Here is a 25,727-nt window from a genome sequence, read left to right on the forward strand (position 1 = left end):
TTCCCGCGTCTGCAAGATTTGCCTGACTTAGCCCCTGACCTGCGTTTCATCGCCTTGAAATACAACCAGTATTTCTGTGCCGATGTGCCTTGTCAGGGCCTAAGTCAGGCAAACCAGAGGCACCAAATCAATGCATCCTGACCCTAGGCCCAGGTTTCTTTGGGCCAAAAATATCCTGGGGTGAATTGGCCTTTGGCCAAGAGGGGCAAAGCCCCTCCCCCCTCAGGCCCCTTACCGCAGCGGCTTGTCCTCGGCACCCAGAATACGGTGGCTGTCACCGTCCGGGTCCCCGTATTGATCCGTCTTTAAAGTCCAATAAAACCCGGCCAAAGCCGCCAGGGCCAAGATCAGTGAGGCCGGGATGAGATAGAGCAGTGACAACATGGGGTTATCCTATTCTGGCTAAGCCTCTATTTCGCCGCGCCCGAAGTGTCGACTTGCAGAGGTTGCCCGTCATAGACCTGCAAAGCCAGCATGACGTGATAGGTCTTGATCCCAGCATAGCTGACCAGCAGGGCCAGGATCAGCGCCCAGAACAGGCGCTGGCTTTTGCCTTCGCGGTCAGCTGTTGCCATCACCCTGCCCCTGCCAGAGAAGGTAAAGCGTCAGCTTGCGGATCTCTGCCGCGCTCAGCCGATCCGACCAGGCAGGCATGACCCCGGCCCGGCCATGTTGCAGGGTTTCCCGCAAATCAGCGCGGGTTCCGCCATAGAGCCAGGCGCTGTCGGTCAGATCTGGCGCGCCGTTTTCATAGCCTCCCACACCTTCGCCGTTGTGACAGGACGCGCAGTTTTCCGCGAAAAGGTCTATGCCCCGCGCTGCGGCCTCGGCATCATGCTCTTGTCCTGACAGGCTCAGCACATAGTCGATCACATCCGAGATTTCGGCCTGTTCCAGCCATTCGTCGCGTCCAATCGCCGGCATTTCGGCTATGCGCGTGTCTTCATGTGCCGAATTGATCCCAACTTGTAACGTGTATTCAATCTCCTCCGGGCTGCCAGACCAGAGCCAATGCGCATCAGTCAGATCCGGAAACCCCTTTTGCCCCTTGGCATCGCGCCCATGGCAGGCAGCGCAATTGTCGCGATAGAGCACCGCGATCTCACCCTCAAACTGCGCTTGCAGCTCTGGCATCTCGGCCAGTTCATTCACATCCTTGGTCTCAAAGATATCAAAGGCCTCGGCACGTGTTGCCGCCCCTTCGGCCACAGCCACCTGCACCGCTTCACGCGAGGAATAACCCAGCGCGCCGTGCAGGTAATCCGCGCCATAAGGGAAGGAGGGGTAAAACACCCAATATAGCGCCGCCACGGCGATGGAAATCCACAGCCAAAGCCGAAACGCTTTGGGGATTGGGGTGTTCAACTCTTTGATACCGTTCCATTCATGGCCGGTGGTTTCGCGCCCGCTGATCGGGTCTTTTTCCGGTGTCATTGTTGGATGTCCTCATTGCTGAGCGGGCTTTGGCGCGCGACCTCGTAGATCGGCTTGCGCGAGGGCCAATAGATCCACAGCGCGGCCAGGACAAAGACGACAAATAGATAAACCGCGCCCCAGGTTTTGGAGAAATAGAGAACGGCGTCATGGGTTTCCGGGGTCATCGTGCAATCTCCTCTGGGTTCAGGGCGTCGAAATCAACAAGGGTGCCAAGCACTTGCAGATAGGCGACGAGGGCGTCCATTTCGCTGACCATGTTGGGGTTGCCGTCAAAGTCGCGGATCTGAACCTTGTCGCCATAGGCGTCGATCAGATCATCCTCATATTCGGCCTCAGGATCGGCCTGCCAGGCCGCGTGCTTGGCGGCATTGGCGATCTGCTCCTCGGTGTAAGGCACACCAACCCGCACCTGCGCCGTCAGAGCCTCTGAGAAATAGCGCGTGTCCAGCCGGGTCTCGGACAGGAAGGGATAGCCCGGCATGACCGAGCCCTGAACCACCGCGCGCGGGGCCGCCAGATGGGCGACATGCCAATCGTCGGAATATTTCTGCCCGACGCGCGCCAGATCCGGCCCGGTGCGTTTTGAGCCCCATTGATGCGGGTGGTCATACATGCTTTCGGCGGCAAGGCTGAAATGCCCGTAGCGATCCACGTCCGAACGCAGTGTGCGTACCATTTGCGAGTGACAGGCATAGCAGCCCTCGCGCACATAGATATTATGCCCGGCCAATTCCAGCGGCGTATAGGGGCGCATGCCCGGGGCCTCTTCGATGGTGTTCTCGATGGTGAACAGCGGGGCAATCTCGATGATCCCCCCGATCGAGGCGACGCCCAGAATGGCCAGCGCAAAGGCGATGCCGTTTCGTTCCAGTTTTGCATGATCCATCAGAGTCACTCCGCCGGGTGTGCCAGGGGTTTTGCGTCGCTGCCCTCATCAGGCAGACGCGCCCCGCGCACAGTCATGTAAATGTTGTAAGAGCCGATCAGCGCGCCAAGCAGATAGAGGAAGCCTCCGATTGCGCGCATCCAGTAATAGGGGATCATCGCATCGACCGTGTCGATAAAGGCATAGGTAAAGGCCCCGGATGGCTCATAGGTTTGCCACATCAGCGATTGCGTGATGCCCGAGTTCCACATCGCGCCGACATAGATCAGCGTCCCCATGAGGGCGAGCCAGAAGTGCCAAGCCTCAAGGCGCAAGGAATAGACCCCGTCGCGCTTCCAGATCCAGGGCACCATCTTGTACATCGCGCCAAAGGTGATGAAAGCCACCCAGCCCAGCGCCCCCGCATGCACATGGCCCACGGTCCAGTCGGTGTAATGGCTGAGCGTGTTGACCGGGCGAATGGCGAGGAAAGAGCCTTCGAATGTCGACAATCCGTAGAAAAGGATCGCCACCATCATGAACCGGATCGCCGGATCAGTGCGCACCTTGTCCCAGGCTCCGTTAAGGGTGAGCAACCCGTTGAACACAGAACCCCAGCTTGGCACCAATAGGATGATCGACATGGTCATGCCCAGATATTGCACCCAATCCGGCAGCGCCGTGTAATGCAGGTGGTGCGAGCCCGCCCAGAGGTAGAGAAAGGTGATCCCCCAGAACCCCAGGATCGACATGCGGTAGGAATAGATCGGCCGCCCCGCGGCCTTGGGCAGGAAGTAATACATCATCCCCAAGAACCCGGCGGTCAGCAGGAAGCCCACCGCGTTATGGCCGTACCACCATTGAGTCATGGCGTCCTGAACACCCGAGAACAGCGGGTAGGATTTCGGCAGCGCGATGGAGATCGGCATGGCGAGGTTGTTGACCACATGTAGCATCGCGATCACCACGATAAAGCCGAGGTAATACCAGTTGGCCACATAAATATGCGGCTCCGCCCGACGCGACAGTGTTTTGAGATAGAGGTAGAGGTAGGCCACCCAGGTGATCAGCAGGACAAGGTCCGCATACCATTCCGGCTCAGCATATTCTTTGGACTGGGTGATGCCGAACGGATAGCCGGTGACCGCCAGCAGAACAAAGAGGTTATAGCCGACAAAAACCAGCCAAGGCAGTGTCTCGGACGCCAGTCGCGCACGCGAGGTGCGCTGCACCACATAGAAAGAAGTCGCGATCAAAGCATTGCCACCAAAGCCGAAAATCACAGCGGTGGTGTGGATCGGACGGATGCGGCCAAAGTTTGACCAGAACATATCACCATTCAGGCTGGGAATGGCCAATTGCCAGGCCAGTACATCACCAATGGTGAACCCGATCACGCCCCATGCGAAACAGGCCAGCACACCCCATTTGATCACGTCATCTTTGTATTCCAGCGGAATCTCGGGGGCATCATCGTTCATCTTGTCGAGCAGCCACGTCATGCCCCAGCCCGCAGCACCTGCGATCAGCCAGCCATGCAGCACATAGGCCCCCTCGCGCCCCCAACCCAGGATCGCCAGGCCAAGCAGCAAGGGGATGATCAGCACGAGGAATTGCAGCAGCAGCGCAGAATGCCGTGTCATGCCCAGTCCCCCGGGTTTTTGCTGCGGTAGAATTCGACCTTGAAGGTCACGCGCCCGCGCGGATGTACGGAATGCAGCTCTTGGGGGTAAATGATTGACGGTGCCTCAGGTGTTACAATCATCGCCGGGCGGTCATCGCGCAAATAGATCAACTCTCCTTCAGAGACGCAGATCTTGCCCCAGACACCCGGCTTGGTGTTGTGGTCACGTTGCAGGGCTTCGGGGATGCTGTCCTGGTCGAACAGCGGTGATTCAGAGTATTTTTCGAGTGTGGCAAAGGGATCTTGTGGCATCGGTTCAGCTTTCAAACAGATCGACATAGGCGTGCCAGGTGGCATAGCCAAGAAGGGGGAAAACCGGGATCAACAGCAGGAAACCGGTCAGGACGGACAGGGCGATCAGCGCAGAGACCACCGCCGCCCAGGTGATGGCGAGGCTGAAGTTTTGCGTGACGGCGTTAAAGCTCAGCCCCATGGCAGAGAAACCGTCGATGCTGCGATGGGTGAGCATGGGAAAAGAAAAGGCAGCCACTGCAAAGCCCAGCGCGGCAAACAGCCCGCCGACGGCTGAGCCGACCAGAAACAGGGCAATGCCCGGCCCGGTGCTGAACAGCGTGGTGAGCGTATCGGTGAGCCCGCCAAAGGGGCGCAAGCCAAAGAAGACAGCGAACAACAAGGTGGCGGACCGGATCCAGGCCAGGGCCAGAACCATCATCACGACCGAGACCAGAAAGATCTGACCCGAAGCCGCAACGCCTCCGCCGCCTTTGCCCATGCGACGCCGGCTGACCCGGTAAAGGCCAACAGTCGCCGCTGGCCCCATCAGCATCGCCCCCGCCAGCATGGGCAGGATCATCCAGCCCTGCCCCATTGCGGCCAGCGCCCAGATGGTCACCCAACCGATGATGGCAAGGGTGAGCCCGTAGAGGGTCGACAGGGTTGGATGGGCCTTGAAATCCGCCCAGCCCGCCCGCAACCAGCGTTTGACGATCAAGGCAGGCGCGCCCTCGACCTGTCTGGCAGCAGTTCTGAGATCACGTGTTGCTTCCATAATGTCATCCGTCATTGAGATCCTCCTGACTGAACGGGTCGTCAAAAAGTGTGTTCAAAGGGCCTCGCGGAAATTCGGCATTCCGGTCTCGGGATTGCGAAACTGCACCAAGCCCATCGACAGGCTGCGGCCTATTCGGTCTGCCAGATCGGAGATGCCCTCCGCAGCTTCGGGCGGCAGCACATCATTTGCAGTGTCACGAAACAGGGCTAGCCAGATGGGAAATTGCTCTGGCACGATCTCTTGGTTGGCCAGATGTTTCATCATCGGGTTGCCCTCAAAACTCCGGTCGATCCCCAAAGCATTGCGCCAAAACGAGGCAATCTTGGCCTCGTGATGCTGCCAGGCCTCGTCAGAGGTTCCGACAGCGCGCAAGAAAACTGGCCCCAGGGTCTCGTCCTTGCGGATGCGGGCATAAAAGGCCCGAACCAGCAGGTCGATCTGCGCCTCAGTGATCGGAAAACGGTGTGCGGCCATGGTCAAATCTCCGCCCTGCGCAGGGCCCGGACTCCCAGGGGCGCAGCTTGGGCAAAGATCCTGCCGATGACCGAAAGCCTATCGGCAGGAGCGAAGCTCAGACTGAGCCGATTTTCCGATACGATGAACAAAATACGCCTCATGCGGGCCTCCATCAGTTGTTTGATGCTGACCTATTTTCTTTAATTAGTATTTTCAATGCGTATTTTGTCGCATAGCTGTATCTGCGATCAATCTTTACCGTCTGTTCGGGAATGCCCGTTCGCTTTATTGCTTCGGCGATGTCTTGGGGTTCCGCCCAAAATACGCAGTTGAGATGCCAAATTGGTTTTGCTACCTGTCAGATATGCAATTATCCAAGTTCTCAGATTACGCGCTGCGTGTGGTCGTGCATCTTGCCGCTTCGCCGGATCGGTTGATGTCGACACGGCAAATCGCCGAAATACACGGTGCGAAATACAACCATATGGCCAAAGTCACTGGCTGGCTTGTCACCGAAGGTTATGCGGAATCGCTACGAGGGCGCGGCGGTGGCCTGCGCTTGTCGCGCGATCCAAAGGATATCAACCTGGGCACGCTGCTGCGCAAGCTGGAAGAGGACAAACCCCTGGTGGAATGTCTGGGCGGTGATGGTGGCTTGTGTCGGTTAACCCCGGCCTGCGGCCTGTCCCAGGCCCTGTCTCAGGCGCAAGAGGCGTTTTTTGCGGAACTGGACAAGCTTGATCTGGCCAGTGTCATTCGCATGTCGCCGGGCATGGAAAACCTTTTGCTTTTGCTCAACGAAACCGACGCACCATAGGGCAATTGTCTGGGGCTTCTGCCTTGCACCCTGCCCCGGTTTCCGGTCACATGACCGGCATGAAACAATTGAAACGCAAGCTCCCACCCTTGACCTCGCTTGTTGCGTTCGAAGCGGCGGCCAGATTGGGCTCTTTCACCACGGCAGCCGAAGAATTGAACGTGTCGCGCGAGGCCGTCAGCCGACAGATCCGGACCCTTGAAACCCATCTTGGGGTCAAGCTGTTCAAGCGGGATGCCAATACGGCGGTCATGGACCGGCTGGGGGAACAGTTTTTCTCGACGGTGTCGCCAAACCTTTGGGCCATCGCATCGGCGGCACAGGAGTTGGCCGGAGAGTTGGAGAAACCGCCCAGCGCGCCGGTCACGCTGCAGCAAGACCCAGACCATGATGACCTGCCGACCCTGTTGATTGTTGATGATTCCGCCCAGAATATCCATCATTTGAATGGCTTGCTCAGCGACAGCTATCGGGTGATCGCGCAGACATCCGGTCAGGACGCGCTGAATTACCTGTCACGCGAAACCGTTGATCTGGTACTGTTGGATGTGCGCATGCCGGATATGGATGGCTATGAGGCCTGCCGCCAGATCAAGGCCACGGCCAGCCTCGCCGATCTGCCGATCATCTTTGTCACCAGTTTGGATGATCCGGCCAATGAAACCCGCGGGCTGCAGCTTGGGGCGTGTGATTTCATTTCTCGCCCTGTGGTCCCTGCGGTTCTAAAGGCGCGCATTCACACCCATATTGCCCTACGCAGATCCAGCGCGGCGCTGGAGGATTTATTGTCGCGGCGCGCGGATCGTCTGCAAAAGGCCGAAGAGCTGTTTGCCGAGATTGGGCAGCAGATTGACCGGTTCCGGGCGAAATGAACTGCGTAAGGGACGACGTGAAGTGGGTTAGGATGCATCATTGGACTTGATGGTTGCCAGAGCCTGACGCGCCGCTGTGAAATCCAGCTTGTCCAGCGCGCCTTGCAGGTCGGCATGATCGGCTCTGCGCCTGTCGGCAAAGGCCAGCACAACGTCAACGGCCGCCATGTCGTGGTTGTCGATCAACTCAGCCAAGCGATCCAAGGGCAAGGAAATGCCTTTGGCTGGGGGCTGGGCGTCTGGCTTTTCCTCGTGCGCCTCTGCCAGTTTGGCCAGTGTCGCGCCCATGGCTTTGTCTAGCTCGGTCAGCTCGGCCTGCCCCTTTTCCACCTGCTCCGCCACCTGCGCGAGCTCGCGCGCTCCGACCGTTCCAGCTGAGCCTTTGATATTGTGCAGGATGGTGTGCAGATCGGCTTGCCCTGGCGTAGGCACCTGTTCAAACAGGTCATACCGCCAGTTCACAAGCTGGTCGTGAAAGCGCGCAAGGTTTTGACCGTAAAGAGTATTATCACCACCTGCCAGGGCCAGACCGGCCTTTCGATCAAGGATCGCGGCGTCTGCTTGCACTGGGATCAGGTCACTTAATACGGCCTGCAAGTTGGCCGGATCGACGGGTTTGGGCAGAAACGCAGCAAAGCCGGAGGCCCGGCAACGCTCATGCTCTTCGGGGGCGGCATTGGCAGAGGTGGCCACGACCGGGGCAAGCGCATCACCATGATCGGCTCTGAGCACTTCGATGGCGCGATGCCCATCCATCAGCGGCATGTGCAAATCCATCAGGATCAGGTCAGGCATTTTTTGCGCCACTTGCTCGAGCGCCTCAAGCCCGTTGCGCGCGGTTTGCGTTTCGGCGCCCAGCCCTTCGACCAAGGCGACACAGACCGAGAGGTTCACGCGGTTGTCCTCGACCACAAGAATTGTGCGCCCGCTCAGCGCTTCTCTTTCCTGAGGATCGTCTTCTTGGGTTGGAGCCAGTTGACGCATCTGGTCAAGGAACTCCGCATGGGTGATTGGCAGATCAACAAGGCCGCGCTGCGCCTCAGCGCCCCCCAAGCCAAACCCGATTTGCACCGGTTGCACCGCGACGCAGGGGCCTGACGTCTCTTCGACCAGGTCAAAGCCGACGCGCCGCGCCATGGCGGCGATTTGGTCCACCGGGCCGCTGGTACCGGCAATGTGCAGCGGACCTCTTTGTTTCAATGTGGTGTCGTCCGAGCGGCAAGGCACTGAAAGTTCGAGCAAAAACTGCGCACCTTCCCCCTTGCGACTGTCCACACGCAGATCGCCCCCCATCTGCTCGGCCAATCGCAAGGCAATCGACAGGCCAAGCCCCGTGCCGCCATATTGGCGCGTGGTGGAATTGTCGGCCTGCCCGAAGGGTTTGAAAATATCGTCCAACTGATCGGGCGCGATGCCAATCCCGCTATCGCGCACCCCAAGGCGCAGTTGAACCGCGTTTTCCCCATCGGGTTCACAGCTCGCCATCAGACAAATCTCGCCACTATTGGTGAATTTGACCGCGTTAGAGGCGAAATTCATCACCACCTGGCGCAAGCGTAACGGGTCAGCGCAAATCTCGCGCGGCAGATTGGTGGCGTAGTCCCAGTTCAATCGCACCGGCCCGCCCTGCATCAAGGCGCGGGTTTGCATCATGATCGCATCCAGGAATTCATCGACCGAAAACCAGACGCTTTCCAGTTTCATTTCACCGGCTTCAATCTTGGACAGATCAAGTACAGCATTGATATTATGGGAAAGGTCGGTCGCAGCGGCGCGCATATCCTGCAGATAGCGCGCGCTGCGGTCGGTGTAACCGTCACGGATCAGCACTTCGGAAAGGCCGATAATGGCGTTCATAGGCGTGCGCAGCTCGTGGCTCATATTGGCGAGAAAGGTGGATTTGGCTTGCGAGGCTTCGATGGCTTCATTGCGCGCCCAGACCAGTTCTTCGGTTCGTGCATCCACGATGCTTTGCAGGTTGTCGCGGCTGTCTTCCAATTCATTGACGGTGCGCCGAAAGGCCCGCGCCAGGCGCGAAATCTCGTCCCGCCGTTCCAGATCAAACAAGCGTTGTTCGCGGCCGCGCAATTCAAATCCATGTCCTTCATGAGCGCGCAGTGCTGCGGTTTGCAGGCGCGCAATGGGGCGAATGACGGTGCGCTGCACCAAGAGGAAAATCACGCTGGTCACAAGCAGGGTCTGCAAGATGCTGGAGCCCAGCACGACCTGACTGCGCGCCAGAATATCAGCCCCGATATCCTCGTATGAAAACATGACGACCAAGTTGCCGATTTGCGCGCCGTCACGCGGATTGCGCATGGCAAAACGGCGCGGTTCGGTGTCTTCGGCACCGACCCCGACCCAGCGCACGGCCCAAGGCAAACCACCCTCTGCTGCCTCCCCCACAGACAGGTTGCCGAGCCCAGCACTGTCCCTCACTGAGGCGCTGATCAGCGGGTCTTCGATCCAGGCCTTGGCGATGACCGGATCCTGCAACAGCCCTTCCATAAAGGCCAAGGCGTCGGGGACATCGACCTCCCAATAGGCGCTTTCGATCTGGGGCAGCGTGGCGCGGATGATGTGATCCGCGTTCTTTTGCGCGGAAAACACGCGTTGCGACCCTTCGGTCCAAAGCGTGACCAAACCCAGCAGAATGCCCGAGAGGATGCCGATCAACCCGGCGGCAATCGCGATCTTGGGCGTGACGCCAAGCCTATGAATTTGCTTCATCATTCGCGCACCAAATGGGATTGAATAATATCCTGAATGCGCCCCGATGCCTGCATCTGCTCCAATGCCTCTTGCATGCGTTGCGCCTGAGAATCCCCGACCTCGCCCCGACGAAAGACAATATAGCGGTCCTGCTCAATCAAGGCGGTCGGCAAAAAGCGCAGCTCATCCGTGGCGTTCAATTCGCGCACCACATGGGCCAGGGTCGCATATCCGCCGACCACGATTTCAGCCCGGCCCAGCAAGAGCTTGCGTACATTGGTGTAATCATCTTTTGACGCCTCGCGCGTGATGCCCGGATGGCTGTCAAAGCGGCTTTCATAGGTGAACCCGGCCACGACACCCACAACATGCCCATCCAGATCATCCACCGATTGGATGTCTTGAAACGGGCTATCTGTCTTGGTCAAAAATACCGTCCGCGTCTTTCTGAACGGGCCAACCATATTCCATTTCTTAAACCGCTCGGCGGTCGGTGTGATCTGAAACACAGCGTCCAGATGCCCGGCTTCGAAATCCAGCAGGGCGCGTTTCCAAGGCGATGGGTGATGTTTCAGCGTGACCCCAACCATATTGGCCGCCTCGTTGAGGATCTGCACATCGATGCCCATATAGATGCCGTCTTTGGTGTAATTGAACGGCTCAAACGCGTCCTGGGACCCAACGTTCCAGCTTTCGGCCTGTGCAGCATGTCCTGCCAGAATCAACGGCAAAACCTGCGCTGCGGCTTTCCAGAATTTCGCAAATGAGCTGGCCACGCGGAACCCTCCTCGATCCTGAAGGAAACTCTAGCCACGGCCATAGGGGCAACGCAATCTTTCCTCGGGACGGAAAAATTACGGTTTCAGCGGAATTTTTTTGCCTCTCACTGGGCTGCGCGCTTCGCTGTTACCCATGTTTTGGACCTGACGCCCAGTCCCGATCCTGAATCGGAACAAGAAAAGAAGCGTCGTGACAGTTCACAGGAGGGAAGACAATGTCCAACACCAAAAAAATCGCAGGTGCCATTCTGGCGCTGACCATGACCGCAGGTGGCGCAAGCGCCGCGGATCAACAGTTTATCACCATCGGCACCGGCGGTGTGACCGGGGTTTATTACCCTACCGGCGGCGCGATCTGCCGTCTGGTCAACAAAGGCCGCAAAGAGCACGGCATCCGCTGCTCGGTCGAATCCACCGGTGGCTCCGTTTACAACGCCCGCACCATTCGCCAGGGTGAGCTGGACTTTGGCGTGATCCAGTCCGACGTTCAGGTCAAATCGATCAACGGCACCGACCAATTTGCCGAAGATGGCCCATATGAAGGTCTGCGGTCGCTGTTCTCGGTTCACCCGGAACCGATGCACCTGATGGCGCGCGCCGATGCGGGCATCGCCTCAACCGCTGACCTGAAAGGCAAAAAGGTCAACATCGCGAACCCCGGTTCCGGGACCCGCGTTCTGGCCGAAACCCTGATGAAATACGAAGGTCTGACCGCTGACGATTTCTCGCTCGCAGCCGAGCTGAAATCCTCTGAGCAAGCCGCAGCGCTCTGCGACGGCAAGATCGACGCGACCATCTGGGCCGCGGGCCTGCCAAACGGTTCCAGCCAGGAAGCGACCTCGACCTGTGATGTGAAAATCATCCCGCTGTCCGGCGCTGGCATCGACAAACTGCTGGAAGAGAACTCTGCCTATGCGGCGGCGACTATCCCTGGCGGCATGTATCCTGGCAACCCGGATGATCTGCCATCCTGGGGCCCAAAAGCGACCATCGTGACCTCGGCAGATGCGTCTGACGAAGTTGTGTATCAAGTGGTCAAAGCGATCTTTGAAAACTTTGACGCCTTCCGCAAACTGCACCCTGCCTTTGCCAACCTCAAGGAAGAGGAAATGGTTGCAGACGGCCTGACCGCTGAAATCCATCCTGGTGCTGCGAAATACTACCAGGAACGTGGCTGGAACTAACTTCCCCCACTACCTGCCCCCACCTTTCGGTGGGGGCATTTTTCTATATGCGTCGTCGACCGATCCGCCGCACGACCTTGGGTATCCCACATATGTGACGTCATTTTCGACACGTCCGATACCGCGCCGCTGATCCGGTTTCTCACGACACGCATAAAGCCCCCATCCAAGAGGGAATAATCGTGACAGAGACAGCTAAACCATCCACCGCGCCGAGCGATACGGATCTGGACGACATCGTCGCCGAATCCGATACCGGTGCCCGCGCCCCCCGTGACCGATTTTCGGCCAATATCTTATGGTCGGTTCCGCTTGTCTGGTCGCTTTATCAACTTTGGATCGCCTCGCCCTTGCCCTTTATGCTGGGTGTTGGCGTTTGGAATGACACGCAAACCCGCGCCATCCATTTGGGGTTCGCGGTGTTTCTGGCCTTTGTGGCCTTTCCCGCCTTTCGCTCAAGCCCGCGCGACCGCATTCCGCTTGTGACATGGGCCACAGCCCTGCTTGGGGCGATCAGCTCATCCTATCTGGCCTGGAACTATGTCGGCGTCGCTGCGCGCACCGGTATTCCCAGCACGATGGACCTGGCCATGGCCGGGATCGCGCTGGTGCTGCTGATGGAGGCCGCACGCCGCTCGCTGGGTTTCCCGTTGATGGGCGTTGCGATCTTCTTCCTCGCTTATGTGTTCTTTGGCTCCTGGTCGGGATTGCCCGAAATGGTGCAGTGGAAGGGCGCGTCCTTTAACAAGGCCATGAGCCACCTGATGCTGACCACCGAAGGGGTGTTTGGCGTCGCGCTAGGGGTCTCATCGGGTTTTGTGTTCCTGTTCGTTTTGTTCGGCGCCTTGCTGAACCAGGCGGGCGCGGGCAACTATTTCTTGCAACTGGCCTTTGCCGCGCTGGGGCATCTGCGTGGTGGCCCGGCCAAAGCCGCCGTTATCGCCTCGGCGGCGACCGGCCTGATCTCTGGATCGGCCATTGCCAACGTAGTGACCACCGGTACATTCACCATTCCACTGATGCGCAAGGTCGGTTTCTCGCCGGCCAAGGCGGGCGCGGTTGAGGTCTCGTCCTCGATCAACGGGGTGTTGACCCCGCCGGTCATGGGCGCTGTGGCCTTCTTGATGACGGAATATGTTGGCATTTCCTATGTCGAGGTCGTCAAAACCGCCATCGTGCCAGCCGCGATTTCCTATATGGCGCTGGTCTATATCGTGCATCTCGAAGCGCTGAAAATGGGCATGAAAGGCTCCAGCCGCATGCACCCGGTCAAGTTCATGCTGGGCGCGATCTTTATCATCGCCAGCTCGATTGTGATTGGTGGCGGGACGCTGTGGCTTGCGGGTCAGATTGTGACCCTGTCTGAAAGCGTACTTGGAGCCCTGTCGACCCCGATATTGGTGGTCGCACTGGTCATCGCCTATGTGGCCTCGGTTCGCTATGCCGCCGCGCGTCCGGATCTGGAAACCGGTCTGGACTCGATGCAGAACCTGCCCCCAACCGGCACCATCCTCAAGACCGGCCTGCATTACCTGCTGCCGATCCTGCTGCTGATGTATCTGCTGATGATCGAGCGTAAATCGCCGGGCCTGTCGGCCTTTTGGTCGTCGATCTTTATGCTGCTGATCCTGCTCACCCAGGACCCGCTCAAGGCGTTTTTCCGCAGCACCGGCAATATCCAAGAGGCTTTTGCCCACGGGTTTTCCCAGACGCTGGATGGTCTGATCATCGGTGCGCGCAACATGGTTGGCCTTGCCGCGGCCATGGGTCTGGCCGGGATCATCGTTGGTGCGGTCACCTTGACCGGGATTGGTCAGGTCATGGCGGAATTCGTTGAATTCCTGTCGGGCGGCAACCTGTTAGCGATGCTGTTCTTTGTGGCGATCATTTCGATCGTGCTTGGCATGGGCCTGCCCACCACCGCCAACTACATCGTTGTCAGCTCGCTGATGGCGGGGGTTGTGGTAGAACTCGGCGCGCAAAACGGTCTGATCGTTCCGCTGGTTGCGGTGCATATGTTCTGTTTCTACTTTGGGATCATGGCGGATGTGACGCCGCCGGTGGGATTGGCGAGTTTCGCTGCCGCCGCGATTTCCAAGGGTGATCCGCTGCGCACCGGTTTCCAGGCGTTCTTTTACTCGATCCGCACAGCGCTTTTGCCCTTCCTCTTCATCTTCAACACCGACCTGTTGTTGATCGATGTCGGGCCGTTCCAGGCGGTGATTGTGTTCATCACGGCCCTGATCGCCATGCTGCTCTTTGCGGCGGGGACCATGGGCTATTTCCAGACCCGATCACGATTGTGGGAAAGCGCGGTGCTGATCCTTTGTGCCTTTACCCTGTTCCGGCCGGACTTCTTCCTCAACCAGATCGCGGATGAGTTTGAAACCCGTCCTGCAACCGAGATCTATGCCCTGGCCGAAGCCGCGCCAGAGAACAGTTCGCTGCGTGTGCGTCTGGCCGGTGAAAGCCTTGAGGGGGATCTGGTCGATGCCCGCTTCTTGCTGCCACTTGGTGCTCTGGGTGACAGCGGTGAGGCCCGCCTGACCAATGAGGCCGGGATCGAGTTCCGCGAAGAGGATGGCAAGCTCTTGGTTGATAACCTCGAATTTGGCGGACCGGCGGAGCAGTTGAAGATCGACTTTGACTGGGAAGTGGTCGAGCTGGAAGTCGAGGCAGATCGTCCCCCACAGGAGATCTTTTACCTGCCTGCGCTGCTGCTGCTTGGCCTGGTCTTCTTTGTCCAGCGTCGCCGTAAACAGAAAACCGAACCAGAGGAGGCTTTCGCATGAAACGGACCGTTCTTGCCGCCATCGACCTCAACCAGGCAGACGACCAAAAGGTGGTTCTGAAAACGGCCAGACAGCTGGCCGACCTGCGCGAGACGCGCTTGGCGGTTGTCACCGTCTTGCCTGACTTTCAGATGAGCGTGGTCAGCACCTTTTTTTCCGATGATCACACCCACAAGATCATGGAAGAAAGTCGCGTCGCCCTGCACAAATATATCGAGGACACGGTTGGTCAGGATGATCAGACCAAACATGTCATTCGCATGGGCAAAACCTCTGAGGAAATCCTGATCACCGCCGAAGAGCTGGGGGCGGAGCTGATCGTGATGGGGGCGCATAAGCCCAATCTCAGGGATTACCTGATTGGCCCGAATGCGGCGCAAATCGCGCGGCATGCCAAATGCTCGGTGCATATTGTGCGCGACTAAAACGCGAGAGCCAGGGAAAACCAAACAGGGGCATCCACGGGTGCCCCTGTTTTCATTTGGGGCACAAGAAACCCGCTGCGCGAATAAACTTTTAAGTTGACTTTACCTTGGGGTAATGCAGTCTCAAAGTTGCGCAAAATATGCAACCAGCAGTTATTTTTTAGCTTCTTTTCCGTGTTCCGTGCTGGATTTCCAAATGGATAGGACAAAGGTTCCCCAATGACACTTAGGTACACTTTTTTGGCGTCAACAGCTGCGTTGACCCTGTGCAGTTCCCAGGTTTTTGCTCAAACAAAATTTCCCGATGATGTCGTTCCAAGCTGTCAGTTGACAGAAAAAGAGTGGAAAAGCTGGGTGCAGATTGGCACCGATATCACAGGCCTGCCGCCTTTTGGCCCGGTCTACGGTAAAGAAAGCGGGCTGGTCTATGTCTTTCCCCCCAACGGCCCCGGTTTTTCGGCTGACGCCTATGACGATTGTGCATTCTACAAATGGAGCGCGCAGATGTTCGGTTGGATCACCTCGGATGTGAATGCCGCCGCCGAAATGCACACAGGTCGCCCGGGTGAGGACACGCAATATGTGCTGTCTTCCAACTTCTTCTTTGGCGTGTCCAGCCCCGGCAATGACGCAAATTTCCTGCCACAGGGCGCGATTAAGACGCATGGCGTGCGCACACCAAAACCTGTGAACGCCGATGGCACCGCACAGGCCGGGTCCAGCGGCGTTTTGCTGTCTCAGGGCGCAAATGAAGTGTCCAAGGAAAGCTCGCTGGTTTATGGTGGTGTTTCGACCAATCGCATGTATGGCTATATGGCGCAGCGTTATCAGCAGGCCTATACGACGCCTGCCGGCAACCCGATTTCCTTCCTGCAAACCGGAGATCAGACCTGTGATCTGATGGACTATGCTTGGGAAAACGACTTTATCGATCGCTCGGCGGTTGGCCTCTATTTCAAGGATCACCTTTGTGGCGGCGGTGCTGACCCGTCCATGGTGGACAGCAAGCAAGACAGCCCTCTCACCATTTCCGATCTGGAAACGGCCATTGATTATCTGAGCATGTCCATGCTGCTCAAAACCACCTGGGTCGAATCCAGCACGCTGCAACATCCGGAACAATACATCCAGCAAATGGCTGTAATTCCGCGCTATGACAAAACCAGCGACACGGAATGGACCGTTAGTCAGGATGACACGCCGGTGGCGCTGGCGCTGGTTGGGATGCATGTTGTTGGCAGTGTCAAAGGGCATCCCGAGATGATCTGGGCGACCTTTGAACATGTGAACAACGCGCCCAGCGTGCCTTATGAGTATAACGGCACGACTCCATGCGCGACCGAGACCGGTCACTGCATTTATAGCGATATGGCCCATCAGACAGGCGGCAGCTGGCTGTTTTCCAATGGCACAACCGACACGCCTAACGTGATGACGGCCGAGGTCGCGGCAAGCGGCAATATCAAAGCCACCAGCGGCAACACGATTGTGCCGACCAATGCGGTGCGGGAAACCCCGTTTGGCAACCCCACCACAGCCTATGATGGCGCGCCGACCACCCCCTCGGCGGCGGATAAGAACACCATGCTGATTTCGCTGAACAAACAGGTCATGGGCCTGTTTAAAAAGAAAGATGGCAGTGACCCACGTGCAAACTACTTCCTGTCCGGGTCGGTTTGGACAGATGGCACGCAATGGCCAAACTCGCCGACCGATATGTCAACGACCCTGGGCTCAACCAAGCTGGCCAATACCACAGCCGAGACATTCACTCAGGATCAGGGCTGTTTCAACTGCCACTATGACTGGATGAAGGATAAGGCGGGCAAACCCGTGGCCGCGACAACGACGCTGAGCCATATCTACGGCAACTTTGTTAATCCTCCGGGTCAAGACACGCTTATCCCGGTCTTTGACAATGCCGTAACTGACTGAAGCGTATTGCAAGCACCGCAAAATGGCCCTTGATCGCAGTCCTGCGGTCAAGGGCTTTTGCCCCTCTCCGTCCGCTATTGCGCCATCAGAGCGCCATTGGACCAAGCCTCCGGCCCCGTCTCTGTCCCTTGATCGCCCTGCAAAACCCTGCGCCACTTTTGAACCTTTTCCGACGTCCGATTGGCGATTTGATCCCGCGACAAGAGCGGGACCGTGGGCGGGTTTTGAACAAATTGCGCCAGACAATCGGCCCAAAGTCGGGGCGCATGTCCCGGAACCCGCATAAGCCCTTGGCGCGTGGCGTCTTTCAACCCATCAACCGCAGCGGCCAGCACCGGGCGCGAGGCGGCCAGTGCCTCGTCGGCAACCAACCCATAGGCCTCCCAGCGGGACGGCATCAGAACCGCGTCAAACTGCGACAAGGCCTGTTGTGGCTCTGATGTGTAACCATGAAATTGCACCCGAGGATCGGATCGCGCCAGATTGCGCAATGTCGCCTCTTGCGTGCCTTGTCCAAAGATCAGCAGCCGAAGATCGCGGTCCTTCAGGCGGCGAAAGGCCTTGATCACGATGTCGACACCCTTTTCCCGCTCAAGACGCCCGATCAGGCCCAGGGTTTTGGGTTGTGGGCTGGGTGGAGCAACGTGGACGAAAGGAGTCAGATCAACCATGCTTTCAATGGTTTCCAGACTATGCGCCGCCACCAGATCCCGCGCGCGCAGCCATTGAGACTGGGTTTGGCTGACCGCCACAACCGTATCAAAGACCGCATAACAGGTCCGCAACAGCGAAAAGAACCGAGCGCGCCCAGCGACATTCATCGCCACGAAGGATTGGGTATAAGTGTGTTCAACATGGATCAGCCGCACCGAGGGAAACCGCGCACGAATGGCCAGAAAGGCGGGCAGGTTGCGCCAGCTGACCGGCAAATGTGAGACCAGCACATCCGGCGGGGTTTCGATGCTGCGCCAATGGCTTAGATCGACGGTCTCGTGCTGACATTGCAAGGCCCGCGCCTGCGACAGACAATCGATCATGCGCGTCACCCCGCCTGGTGTGCGATCTTGGATAAGGTGAATGATCTGTGTCATGAGAGCTCCCTTTTTTCCCGGTTTTGCCTGTTTTGACGTGGGGCAAAGCCCCGCATAGCCTGCTGGATGCGCGCTGCCCCGCCACGCGTGAGAAGCAGCGCTGCCAAGAGGGTCGTCACCGTTTTGACCGGCTCTTCGACCAAGGGTCTGGGCGACATCCTGAGACTGTCAAACACCATGGCGCGGGCCACATCCGGCAGGTTCAAACTGACCGCGCGCCGCGCTAGATAGCGATACTGGTAGGCCCGCGCCGCTGGGCTATGGCGTTGAAAAAACTCCGGATTAAGGTGGGTCAGCTTGGCCACCATCCTTTCCCATGACGCGAGCTGTTGTTCGATCGAGGCGGACAGACCGGATTTGCTGATACGATATTCGGTCAGCATGTCGGCAATCCCTTCGATCTGCCAATCGGTGCTCAGCATCAGACGCAGCCAGCATTCGATATCTTCGGATTGACGAAAGGTTTCATCAAAGACCCAGTCGCGCTGGGTTTCAAAATGCGGGCGAAACGCGATGTCCAGAAGGGCTGAGCGGCGCGCAACCACTGAGGAGCCATTGCCGATGGGATTGCGTTTGAACACATGCGCCGGTGTCACCCCGCGCAAACGCGGTTTTTGCGCCACCCGCAACCTCTGGCCTTGCTCGTCAATCAGGGCCGAGGCCGAATAGCTGATGGCCAGATCGGGCGAGGCCTCAAGATGATCGATATGAAGCTGCAATTTCTGCGGCAGCCATAAATCATCCGCATCGCAAAACCCGATATAGTCACCGCGCGCCGCAGCTATACCGGAGTTTCTGGCCCCGGCGAGGCCACGATTGGTCTGATGGCGCACATAGACCCGCGGGTTGGCCGAATAGGACTGCGCCATTTCGGTGGTGCCGTCCGTTGACCCATCGTCGACCAAAACGATCTCATAATCGCGATAGGTCTGACTCAGCAGGGAATTCATCGTCTCTGGCAGGGTCTTGGTGGCGTTATAGGCGGGGACGATAATGCTGGCTTTGGGCATGGGAACCTCCGGTTAGGAAAAAAGCGTGCTGCACAGCGATTGTGGCAGCGCCAATGCGACAAGGGCGGCGATAGCAGTGCCAAGCCCGCGATGTAGGGGAAAGAGAAAGCCAATCGGGCTTTGCAGCAGGCCCCGCAATGTCAGGCGCAACGCGTCGCTGCGGGCACTGCCCAAGCGCAAGGCACGGCGTGCGAGATAGCGCAGATAGACCGCTTCGGCGCGGCGGGTGCCGTGCATCCCAAGCCGGCGCGCGCGCTCCAACACCTTTTGGCGCGAGCGTTCCATTGCGACGAGATCCGACGACAGCCCGCCCGGTGAGCATCGATACCAGACCTGCAACCGATCCAGCCCAATGATCTGCACACCATCGGCGATCAGACGCACCAACAGATCCAAGTCTTCGTTATGGGAAAACTGGGGATCAAAGCCGCCGACCTGTGCAAAGGCAGACCGGCGCAGGCTGAAATTGGACAAGGTGCAAACCGGGTTTTCGCACAGCAATGCGGGAATACTCAGGGTCTCGGGCAGCACGGTTGAACAGGTTTGCCCACCCCCCGCTTGCACCTGGAAAAAGCCGATTCTGCCATAGAGGCCAGAGACATCGCCATCCTGAAAACCATTCGCCAGCTCTTGCAATTTTCCCGGTAGCCAGATGTCATCGGCATCGCAGAAACACAGGATATCTCCGCGCGCCATGGCGAGCGCACCAAAATTCCTGGCCGCACTTGGCCCCTTTCCGGGGTTTTCCAGAACGCGAATACGTGGGTCACGTTCGCGGTAACCATTGATCACATCCCTTGTGCCATCACAGGATCCGTCATCAATGCACAGCGCCTCCCAATTGCGAAAGCTTTGATCCAGCAGGCTGCACAATGTCTCGTCAATGGTGTGAACGGCGTTGTAGCAGGGAATGATTATTGAGAATTTCGGCATGATCAGACCTCGTTTTGGGGGCGCAGAAAGGCGTCGATCAGGATCGGGCTGGCGCAGGCCAGCATGATCAAAGTGCTGGTGGCCAGGTATCCCCAGGCCATGGCTGTCAGCCCGTAAGGGGCCAGAACTGCGGTGCTCAGCGCCAGGGCGGCGGCCAGACCTGCCCCGACCTTCAATTCGGTTTGCGGCCGCCCCTCGGCGCGCAGCAGCCCGGCGCAGCCTGCCCAGATCAGGCCGGGAATGGCGGCAAGGCACAGGATCGAAACAGCTTCGGTGATGTCGCCCCAGCCCGCCCCCAGCAAAAGCGGCACATAGGCCGGTGCGAGCAGCGATTGGGCCAGAACAAAGGGTGTGATCAGGAAGATTGTCAGCGTCAGGCTTTGACGCAGGGCCGCCTGACGGTTGGAGGCTGCACACAGATGCGGAAAGAGTGCCGTCGAAAAGGCCTGTGACACCGAGGTGGCAAGGCTCAGCCCGGCATTGAAGGCCATAAAATACAGGCCAAGTGCCTCTGCCCCAAGCAGAAAACCAACGATCAACTTGTCCGCCTGAACGCGCAACACCTTGACCAGCTCAATCCCGATCACGGCGCTGCCAAAGCTTACAAAGGGACGCAAAGGGGCGCGTTCAATTTCGGGATTAGGGTGCCAGGGACGCAGGCGGCGCATACAGATCAACCAGATCGGCGCGGCCAGAAGGCGCGGCAAAACCAGCGCCAGAGAGGAGGGCCAGACCAAAGCCAAAAGCACCGTCGCCAAATTGGCCCCGACAACCTGCCCGCCTGCAATGGCAGCAGTTTGCTGCAATTTCCCTTCGCGCATGGCCAGAGCCGCCTGCACCAGACCGGCAGGCATAAAGAGGTATTCCAACCCAAGGATGGCGATCAGCATGGCCAGCTCTGGCGCACCCGACAGGTAAATCAACGCAGCGACCAGCATCTGAAAACCGCTCAGCCCGCAACACCAGATCTGGAAAAGTTGCCGTGCGCGATTGCAGGTCTGCTCCAATTGATGTGCCGGGGCGGCGATGATCCTTTGGCCGACACCATTTTCGCTAAGTGCTTTGAGAATGTCGCCCGCAGCGAGGGCTGCGGCTGCCACGCCAATTTGCGCGACATCCATGCTGCGGGCGACGGCGATCACGACCATTATGCGTGAGAGCTTGGCCGCGATCTCGGAGACACCGTAGGCCAGAAAGTCGCGAGCAAATCCGCGTCCTGTTCCGTGAATGAAAAGCCTCATGATGTGCTCCGTCTTGGGGGTAAGACGGTTCTAACAATCTGAAACCTAACGGTCTTTATCCCGCGCGGATTGTAGCGCGCCCAATTTGCGGCTTTGCCTACCCGATTGGGTTAGGCCGCAATCCCGATCCCCCCCTGCCCTGTCATGCCACCTGCGCGTAGCCTGTTTGGACATCATCAAGGACGCCCGTATGTCGATTTCTTTCCAAGTTCCGCTTGCCTCAACATTAACCGCCACACTGGCCCTGACCCTGCTTCAGGGCTGTGCCAGCCTGAAACGCCCTGACAATATCGAGCCGGTCGCGGAGGGGCGGGCCTATCAGGCGCAGTACCGCCAACCAGATCGCAAGAAATCCCGCTATCTGGAATCGCAAAGCATGAACGAAACGCCCTGCCTACCCCTGATCGGCGGCACGGTTGAGGATAGTTTCGGGAAATGGTCTGGCCCGGCGTTGAGCCCGCTTTTTGGTGAAAAACTGACCCGCAATGATCTGGTTGAACTGGTCGTGGTGGGCGATGACACCTTTAGCGGCGATTATGTCGTGTCGCGCGAGGGGGATCTGACCCTGCCCCACCTGCCGCCTGTCAAGGCGCAGGGGCGGTCTGTGCCCCAGATCGAAAAATCCCTGCGCAAGGCGCTGATAGCCTCGGGCTTTTACGCGCAGCCGCCGCAACTGACCTTGCGCATATTGGATTTTGCCGAGGTCAGCGTTGGCGTGACGGGGGCCGTGTTTGAACCCCATGCCGTGCGCATCGGGGCCGTTTCCGGCGATCGCGCCGACCGGATGCGTCAAGGGGCCATGGGGGCCTCGACCGAAGCGCGCAACCTGTCCGTCGCCCTGCGCGCCGCCGGGGGCGTGCGGCCAGATGCCGACCTGTCCGCGGTTGAGCTGCATCGCAGCGGGCAAGTGTACCGTATGGATCTGCGCGGTGTTTTTGAGGGCACGGACCCCACCGATATCATGCTGCTCAGCGGTGATCAGATCGTGGTGAAAAGCCGCCAGTGTTTTCAGGATGACCTGATGCGCCCCAGCCCGATCAGCCCGCCGGGCGTCACGCTCTATATGTCGAACCTAACGCAACCCGCCTCAGGCAATGCTGAATCCGCCATCGGGCGCTCGGTTCGCGAAGTGCCCTATGGCGCGCGGTTCTTGCAGGCTGTGGTGGATACCAATTGTGTGGGCGGGATCAAACTGACCAATGCCAATCGCCACGCCATTCTGTTTTCGCGCAATCCCGTGACGCAAGTATCTGTGGTTATCGAACGCAACATCGAACGGCTTTTGCGGCGTGCTGACCGGGATGATTACGACCCCTATGTGCTGCCCGGCGATGCTATTGCCTGCTATGACAGCACGGTCACCAATATCGCCGATCTGGGCCGCGTCACGACCGTTGTGGGAACCGCTGGGATCCTGCTCAAGTAAGCCTGGACAGCCAAGCTTTCAGCCCGTCTTGGGTGTTTTCCCAACAGGTCCGCAATTCAGGCAGCGCATCGGATACGTCTTTGACACGCTCTTGCTCGCACATATTTTCGATCTGGTTCAGCAATAGTCCCAATCGCTGTGCGCCCAACATCGCGGCGCTACCGGCCACGTTATGCGCCTGAACAGCGCGGCTGGCTGGATCATTGAGGTCTTTGATATCGTTCAGAAACGCCGCGACATCCTTTTGCAGCCGCCCAAACAGATGCAGCAAAGCGTCGGCGGATAGGGCATTCACAAGGTCATCCAGTTGGGCCGCGTTCAACACATCCGTGTTCGGCAATGGCGGATCAACAATGTCCAACAAAGCGCTTTCAAGTGCCGCGAAGGTCAGGGGTTTGCCAAGCACCCCGGTCATCCCCGCCTCAAGATAGGTGCGCGTGTCCTCGGGAAAGACATTGGCCGACACCGCAAAGATCGGCACCGTTGCCGAGCAACCGGTTTCGCGAATGCGCCGCGTCGCCGCCAAACCATCCATTTCCGGCATCGAAATATCCATCAGGATGACATCAAACATGCGCTGTGCAGCCGTGGTGATGGCGTCATGGGCATTATCACGACAGGTCACGTGATGGCCTTCATGCTCCAACATGGCTGCCATCACATCGAGATTGATCTGGTTGTCATCCACCACCAAGATATCGAGGGCAGGCAACATGCCCCCCGCGGTTTCCTCTGGCTGGGATTTGGCCATAGGCGCCTGTGTGCGGGTCACCGGAAGGATCACGTCAAACCGGCTGCCAACGCCCACGGCACTTTGCACTTCGATGGTGCCGCCCAGAACACGGGCGAACCTTTGCGCAATCCCAAGGCCAAGCCCCGTCCCCGGCGCGCTGCGATCCAGCGAGGCGTCGAAGGTCTGGAAATCGTCAAAGACCTTGTCCAATTGATCCTTGGCAATCCCGATCCCGGTATCCTGCACGCTGATGGTCAGGGTGCTGCCCCCCGCGTGATCCTCTAACCTGGCATCCAGTTTGACCAGACCATCCCGGGTGAACTTGATCGCGTTGCCCACAAGGTTTAGCAGGATCTGTTCCAGTTTATGTTCATCGCTCAGGATCCAATCCTGCGCATCACCGGTCCAGGACCATTCAATGGCGTTGCCCCGCTCAGCCGCTGCGCCGCTTTGGGCATCAATGATGTTCTGGATCAGACGGCCGGAGTTCACCGGCTCTTTGCGGGTTTTGTCTGCGCCGCCTTCGGTGCTGACAATATCCAGAACGGCATTCACATGCCGCAGCAAAAGCTGCCCGGATATATCCATATTTTGCAGCATCTTGCGCTGCCGCGCATTGATATCCTCGCGAAACATCAGTTGCAGGGTGCCAAGAATGCCGTTCAAGGGCGTTCTGATTTCATGGCTCATGACCGCAAGGAAATCGGTCTTGGCCTTTTCCCCGGCCAAAGCCTGATCGCGGGCTTTGATCAGCTCTTTCTCATCGGCCTTGGCCTGTGAAATATCGCGCAGAAACGCGACAAAGATCTCATCCCCATCCTCGCGGATCGAGGACAGGGCCATCTCGATCGGGAAAACTTCGCCGTCATGCCGACAGGCTTCTAGCTGCACCCGCCCCTTGCCGATCACCCGCCTTTCGCCACCGGCCTGCATGCGCGCCATCCCGTCGCGATGGGCCGGTCGCAGATGATCCGGAACGATCAAATCACCGATAGGAACGCCCTGCACGTCATTGGCACGAAAGCCGAAAATATGCTCGGCGGCGGGGTTCAATGTCAGGATTTCACCGCGTTTATTGGTCACGATCACACCGTCAAGCGATGTTTCAAGGATGCCCTGAAGCCTCGAATTGATCTCAACCAATTGCGCGCCTTGCCGCCGCCGCTGGATGTTGAGGTGGAACAATCCAACGCTCAGCCCGCCCATGACCAACAGCATCGCGCCGGTCAAATTGATCAGGTTCGCCAAAGTCGAAGACACCTCTCCGCGACGGTAGTCGGATTGGCGGGCAAAGAACTCCACCCCGCCCAGCGCCAGAACACGCAGATCATTTTGCAGACTTTGCGTTTGCAATTTGATCTGGGGAACGGCGCGCAGCAGCACCGCGTCAGAGCCATCCATATAAGGAATAAACCCATCAAGGGTATTTCTGATCAAAGGCAAGGTCGCACTGGCGCTGGAGACGTCGCGAAACGGTGCAAATAATTGCCCGTGCTGGAACAGATCAATGCGGGAATAAAGCAGGTCAAAGCGCAGCCGAATACGCTCAGCCGCCTCTGCCGGATCACCAATGTCTGAATTGGACAGCGCATCGAGAAAGCGCAGATACTCCACCTCACTTTGGCTGAGCGCCCATTCGACATTGTCGGTGCGTGCTGATTTTAGCTTTTCCAGTTCACCAAAGACTTCGCGGCCAACAAACCCAGTCAGGACCACAAAGACCACCAAGGCAATAAACACACCGATAAAGGGAAAGCGCGAGCTTGGTTTGGAATTCAGCGTCCGTCCGTCCATCGTTACCCCCTAAAACAAAACCATTCTATTCATGTAGCACGTGAAGGCTCTGCAACTGCCAGACACTTTGAGAATAGACTGTTTCGGTACGAAATTCAGGAGATCGGTCATAGGGAAAGACGATCCACAGCGGGCCTTTGCCGCGGCGAGACATCAATGCGTCATCCATTTGCCACGCCACAATGGGCGCGTCAGCAGACAAAGAGGCCACCGGAATATCGACCGCATAGTCATTGGCAGCGCGGGCGCGCACGGTGCCGCTTTTGATCTCCATCTCGTCCAGCAAAGCCAGCAAGGCAACGCCAGTGAAAGCTTTGACGCCGGTGGTCCAAATTGTGCTGGTCTCAAAGGACGTTTGCGGCAGGTCGCGCAACGCGACCAGATCGTAATCTATTGATGACGCTTGGGTTTCCACCGTCAAAACAGGCGTTGCAGCTTGTTGGTCTGACGCAAGCGGTGCCCCGGCAAGCAAGAAAACGCCGCTGGCGACCAAGAATGACCTTTGCACGATGATACCTCCTTCGACTGA

Annotated in this window: 24 protein-coding genes; 7 read left to right on the forward strand and 17 right to left on the reverse strand. The window is 58.2% G+C overall.

The genetic code is table 11. From position 1 onward, the window contains the following. Positions 1-231: 231 nt before the first annotated feature. From ccoS to CLV87_RS16865, 9 genes are read right to left on the reverse strand one after another with little or no spacing between them, the layout of a single operon-like run. Positions 232-384 (reverse strand): cbb3-type cytochrome oxidase assembly protein CcoS, encoded by a 153-nt coding sequence (gene ccoS, locus CLV87_RS16830; RefSeq protein ID WP_099247234.1) that lies wholly within the window; start codon positions 382-384, stop codon positions 232-234. 26 nt (positions 385-410) lie between these two features. Then, a complete protein-coding gene (locus tag CLV87_RS23940) occupies positions 411-575 on the reverse strand; it encodes a hypothetical protein (protein WP_166652775.1) in 165 nt (54 codons plus the stop codon). After that, a complete protein-coding gene (gene ccoP / locus CLV87_RS16835) occupies positions 562-1,434 on the reverse strand; it encodes a cytochrome-c oxidase, cbb3-type subunit III (RefSeq protein ID WP_099247235.1) in 873 nt (290 codons plus the stop codon). Before ccoP ends, CLV87_RS23940 begins: the two co-directional genes overlap by 14 nt. After that, entirely contained in the window at positions 1,431-1,601 is a 171-nt protein-coding gene (locus CLV87_RS16840; RefSeq protein WP_099247236.1) for a cbb3-type cytochrome oxidase subunit 3, read from the reverse strand. The genes ccoP and CLV87_RS16840 overlap by 4 nt, the downstream gene beginning before the upstream one ends. Next, positions 1,598-2,323, reverse strand: a complete 726-nt coding sequence (gene ccoO / locus CLV87_RS16845) for a cytochrome-c oxidase, cbb3-type subunit II (protein ID WP_099247237.1) — start codon at positions 2,321-2,323, stop codon at positions 1,598-1,600. Before ccoO ends, CLV87_RS16840 begins: the two co-directional genes overlap by 4 nt. A gap of 5 nt (positions 2,324-2,328) precedes the next feature. Further along, positions 2,329-3,945 (reverse strand): cytochrome-c oxidase, cbb3-type subunit I, encoded by a 1,617-nt coding sequence (ccoN, locus tag CLV87_RS16850; protein ID WP_099247238.1) that lies wholly within the window; start codon positions 3,943-3,945, stop codon positions 2,329-2,331. Further along, entirely contained in the window at positions 3,942-4,238 is a 297-nt protein-coding gene (locus CLV87_RS16855) for a DUF1971 domain-containing protein (protein ID WP_099247904.1), read from the reverse strand. The genes ccoN and CLV87_RS16855 overlap by 4 nt, the downstream gene beginning before the upstream one ends. Positions 4,239-4,242: 4 nt before the next feature. Beyond that, entirely contained in the window at positions 4,243-5,010 is a 768-nt protein-coding gene (locus CLV87_RS16860; protein WP_235871962.1) for a DUF2189 domain-containing protein, read from the reverse strand. Positions 5,011-5,049: 39 nt separating this feature from the next. Next, positions 5,050-5,472, reverse strand: coding sequence for a group III truncated hemoglobin (locus CLV87_RS16865; RefSeq protein WP_099247239.1), 423 nt, complete (start codon positions 5,470-5,472; stop codon positions 5,050-5,052). A 316-nt stretch (positions 5,473-5,788) separates the two neighbouring features. Between CLV87_RS16865 and CLV87_RS16870 the strand changes: the two genes are divergently transcribed. Both CLV87_RS16870 and CLV87_RS16875 read left to right on the forward strand, forming a co-directional pair. Continuing rightward, on the forward strand, positions 5,789-6,271 hold the full coding sequence (locus CLV87_RS16870) for an Rrf2 family transcriptional regulator (protein ID WP_235871963.1): 483 nt from the start codon (positions 5,789-5,791) through the stop codon (positions 6,269-6,271). Between the two features lie 59 nt (positions 6,272-6,330). Beyond that, positions 6,331-7,143, forward strand: a complete 813-nt coding sequence (locus tag CLV87_RS16875; RefSeq protein ID WP_166652776.1) for a response regulator — start codon at positions 6,331-6,333, stop codon at positions 7,141-7,143. A gap of 27 nt (positions 7,144-7,170) precedes the next feature. On the opposite strand, the gene CLV87_RS16880 is transcribed toward CLV87_RS16875, so the two are convergent. Next, positions 7,171-9,876, reverse strand: a complete 2,706-nt coding sequence (locus CLV87_RS16880) for an ATP-binding protein (RefSeq protein ID WP_099247241.1) — start codon at positions 9,874-9,876, stop codon at positions 7,171-7,173. Further along, complete coding sequence (locus tag CLV87_RS16885; RefSeq protein WP_099247242.1) at positions 9,873-10,631, reverse strand: substrate-binding periplasmic protein; 759 nt, start codon at positions 10,629-10,631, stop codon at positions 9,873-9,875. Before CLV87_RS16885 ends, CLV87_RS16880 begins: the two co-directional genes overlap by 4 nt. A 218-nt stretch (positions 10,632-10,849) precedes the next feature. On the opposite strand from CLV87_RS16885, the gene CLV87_RS16890 reads away from it, so the two are divergent. The 4 genes from CLV87_RS16890 to CLV87_RS16905 all read left to right on the forward strand — a co-directional run bounded on the left by CLV87_RS16890 (position 10,850) and on the right by CLV87_RS16905 (position 16,970). Then, positions 10,850-11,818: a TAXI family TRAP transporter solute-binding subunit gene (locus CLV87_RS16890; RefSeq protein ID WP_099247243.1), complete on the forward strand. Its 969-nt coding sequence runs from the start codon at positions 10,850-10,852 to the stop codon at positions 11,816-11,818. Between the two features lie 182 nt (positions 11,819-12,000). Then, complete coding sequence (locus tag CLV87_RS16895) at positions 12,001-14,610, forward strand: TRAP transporter permease (protein WP_099247245.1); 2,610 nt, start codon at positions 12,001-12,003, stop codon at positions 14,608-14,610. Beyond that, positions 14,607-15,035, forward strand: a complete 429-nt coding sequence (locus tag CLV87_RS16900) for a universal stress protein (protein WP_099247247.1) — start codon at positions 14,607-14,609, stop codon at positions 15,033-15,035. The genes CLV87_RS16895 and CLV87_RS16900 overlap by 4 nt, the downstream gene beginning before the upstream one ends. A gap of 354 nt (positions 15,036-15,389) precedes the next feature. Then, a complete protein-coding gene (locus CLV87_RS16905) occupies positions 15,390-16,970 on the forward strand; it encodes a hypothetical protein (protein WP_208293350.1) in 1,581 nt (526 codons plus the stop codon). A 74-nt stretch (positions 16,971-17,044) separates the two neighbouring features. Here the strand turns inward: CLV87_RS16905 and CLV87_RS16910 are convergent, their stop codons facing one another. Genes CLV87_RS16910 through CLV87_RS16925 form a run of 4 tightly spaced genes read right to left on the reverse strand, consistent with a single transcriptional unit; the run spans position 17,045 to position 21,245 of the window. After that, positions 17,045-18,061: a glycosyltransferase family 4 protein gene (locus CLV87_RS16910; protein ID WP_099247251.1), complete on the reverse strand. Its 1,017-nt coding sequence runs from the start codon at positions 18,059-18,061 to the stop codon at positions 17,045-17,047. Further along, positions 18,058-19,071, reverse strand: coding sequence for a glycosyltransferase family 2 protein (locus CLV87_RS16915; protein ID WP_099247253.1), 1,014 nt, complete (start codon positions 19,069-19,071; stop codon positions 18,058-18,060). The genes CLV87_RS16910 and CLV87_RS16915 overlap by 4 nt, the downstream gene beginning before the upstream one ends. A 12-nt stretch (positions 19,072-19,083) precedes the next feature. Continuing rightward, the gene (locus tag CLV87_RS16920; RefSeq protein WP_099247255.1) at positions 19,084-20,004 is read right to left on the reverse strand and encodes a glycosyltransferase family 2 protein; all 921 of its coding nucleotides are present in this window, start codon (positions 20,002-20,004) and stop codon (positions 19,084-19,086) included. Positions 20,005-20,006: 2 nt separating this feature from the next. Then, positions 20,007-21,245 carry an oligosaccharide flippase family protein gene (locus CLV87_RS16925; protein ID WP_099247257.1) on the reverse strand — a complete coding sequence of 413 codons (1,239 nt, stop codon included), beginning with the start codon at positions 21,243-21,245 and terminating at the stop codon, positions 20,007-20,009. Positions 21,246-21,435: 190 nt separating this feature from the next. Between CLV87_RS16925 and CLV87_RS16930 the strand changes: the two genes are divergently transcribed. After that, entirely contained in the window at positions 21,436-22,671 is a 1,236-nt protein-coding gene (locus CLV87_RS16930) for a polysaccharide biosynthesis/export family protein (RefSeq protein ID WP_099247909.1), read from the forward strand. On the opposite strand, the gene CLV87_RS16935 is transcribed toward CLV87_RS16930, so the two are convergent. Together CLV87_RS16935 and CLV87_RS16940 are read right to left on the reverse strand one after the other, a co-directional pair. After that, positions 22,664-25,198, reverse strand: coding sequence for a hybrid sensor histidine kinase/response regulator (locus CLV87_RS16935; RefSeq protein WP_099247259.1), 2,535 nt, complete (start codon positions 25,196-25,198; stop codon positions 22,664-22,666). The two genes, CLV87_RS16930 and CLV87_RS16935, sit on opposite strands and share 8 nt — an antisense overlap. A gap of 25 nt (positions 25,199-25,223) precedes the next feature. Beyond that, entirely contained in the window at positions 25,224-25,706 is a 483-nt protein-coding gene (locus CLV87_RS16940) for an oxidoreductase (RefSeq protein WP_235871964.1), read from the reverse strand. Positions 25,707-25,727 lie beyond the last annotated feature (21 nt).

Origin of the sequence: Pelagimonas phthalicica (assembly GCF_004364805.1) — a bacterium.
Taxonomy (GTDB): Bacteria; Pseudomonadota; Alphaproteobacteria; order Rhodobacterales; family Rhodobacteraceae; genus Pelagimonas; species Pelagimonas phthalicica.

Coding starts and splice junctions, on each gene's coding strand:
- ccoS (WP_099247234.1), bottom strand. CDS start 384: ATGTTGTCACTGCTCTATCTCATCCCGGCCTCACTGATCTTGGCCCTG.
- CLV87_RS23940 (WP_166652775.1), bottom strand. CDS start 575: ATGGCAACAGCTGACCGCGAAGGCAAAAGCCAGCGCCTGTTCTGGGCG.
- ccoP (WP_099247235.1), bottom strand. CDS start 1,434: ATGACACCGGAAAAAGACCCGATCAGCGGGCGCGAAACCACCGGCCAT.
- CLV87_RS16840 (WP_099247236.1), bottom strand. CDS start 1,601: ATGACCCCGGAAACCCATGACGCCGTTCTCTATTTCTCCAAAACCTGG.
- ccoO (WP_099247237.1), bottom strand. CDS start 2,323: ATGGATCATGCAAAACTGGAACGAAACGGCATCGCCTTTGCGCTGGCC.
- ccoN (WP_099247238.1), bottom strand. CDS start 3,945: ATGACACGGCATTCTGCGCTGCTGCTGCAATTCCTCGTGCTGATCATC.
- CLV87_RS16855 (WP_099247904.1), bottom strand. CDS start 4,238: ATGCCACAAGATCCCTTTGCCACACTCGAAAAATACTCTGAATCACCG.
- CLV87_RS16860 (WP_235871962.1), bottom strand. CDS start 5,010: ATGACGGATGACATTATGGAAGCAACACGTGATCTCAGAACTGCTGCC.
- CLV87_RS16865 (WP_099247239.1), bottom strand. CDS start 5,472: ATGGCCGCACACCGTTTTCCGATCACTGAGGCGCAGATCGACCTGCTG.
- CLV87_RS16870 (WP_235871963.1), top strand. CDS start 5,789: ATGCCAAATTGGTTTTGCTACCTGTCAGATATGCAATTATCCAAGTTC.
- CLV87_RS16875 (WP_166652776.1), top strand. CDS start 6,331: ATGAAACAATTGAAACGCAAGCTCCCACCCTTGACCTCGCTTGTTGCG.
- CLV87_RS16880 (WP_099247241.1), bottom strand. CDS start 9,876: ATGATGAAGCAAATTCATAGGCTTGGCGTCACGCCCAAGATCGCGATT.
- CLV87_RS16890 (WP_099247243.1), top strand. CDS start 10,850: ATGTCCAACACCAAAAAAATCGCAGGTGCCATTCTGGCGCTGACCATG.
- CLV87_RS16900 (WP_099247247.1), top strand. CDS start 14,607: ATGAAACGGACCGTTCTTGCCGCCATCGACCTCAACCAGGCAGACGAC.
- CLV87_RS16910 (WP_099247251.1), bottom strand. CDS start 18,061: ATGACACAGATCATTCACCTTATCCAAGATCGCACACCAGGCGGGGTG.
- CLV87_RS16915 (WP_099247253.1), bottom strand. CDS start 19,071: ATGCCCAAAGCCAGCATTATCGTCCCCGCCTATAACGCCACCAAGACC.
- CLV87_RS16920 (WP_099247255.1), bottom strand. CDS start 20,004: ATGCCGAAATTCTCAATAATCATTCCCTGCTACAACGCCGTTCACACC.
- CLV87_RS16925 (WP_099247257.1), bottom strand. CDS start 21,245: ATGAGGCTTTTCATTCACGGAACAGGACGCGGATTTGCTCGCGACTTT.
- CLV87_RS16930 (WP_099247909.1), top strand. CDS start 21,436: ATGTCGATTTCTTTCCAAGTTCCGCTTGCCTCAACATTAACCGCCACA.
- CLV87_RS16935 (WP_099247259.1), bottom strand. CDS start 25,198: ATGGACGGACGGACGCTGAATTCCAAACCAAGCTCGCGCTTTCCCTTT.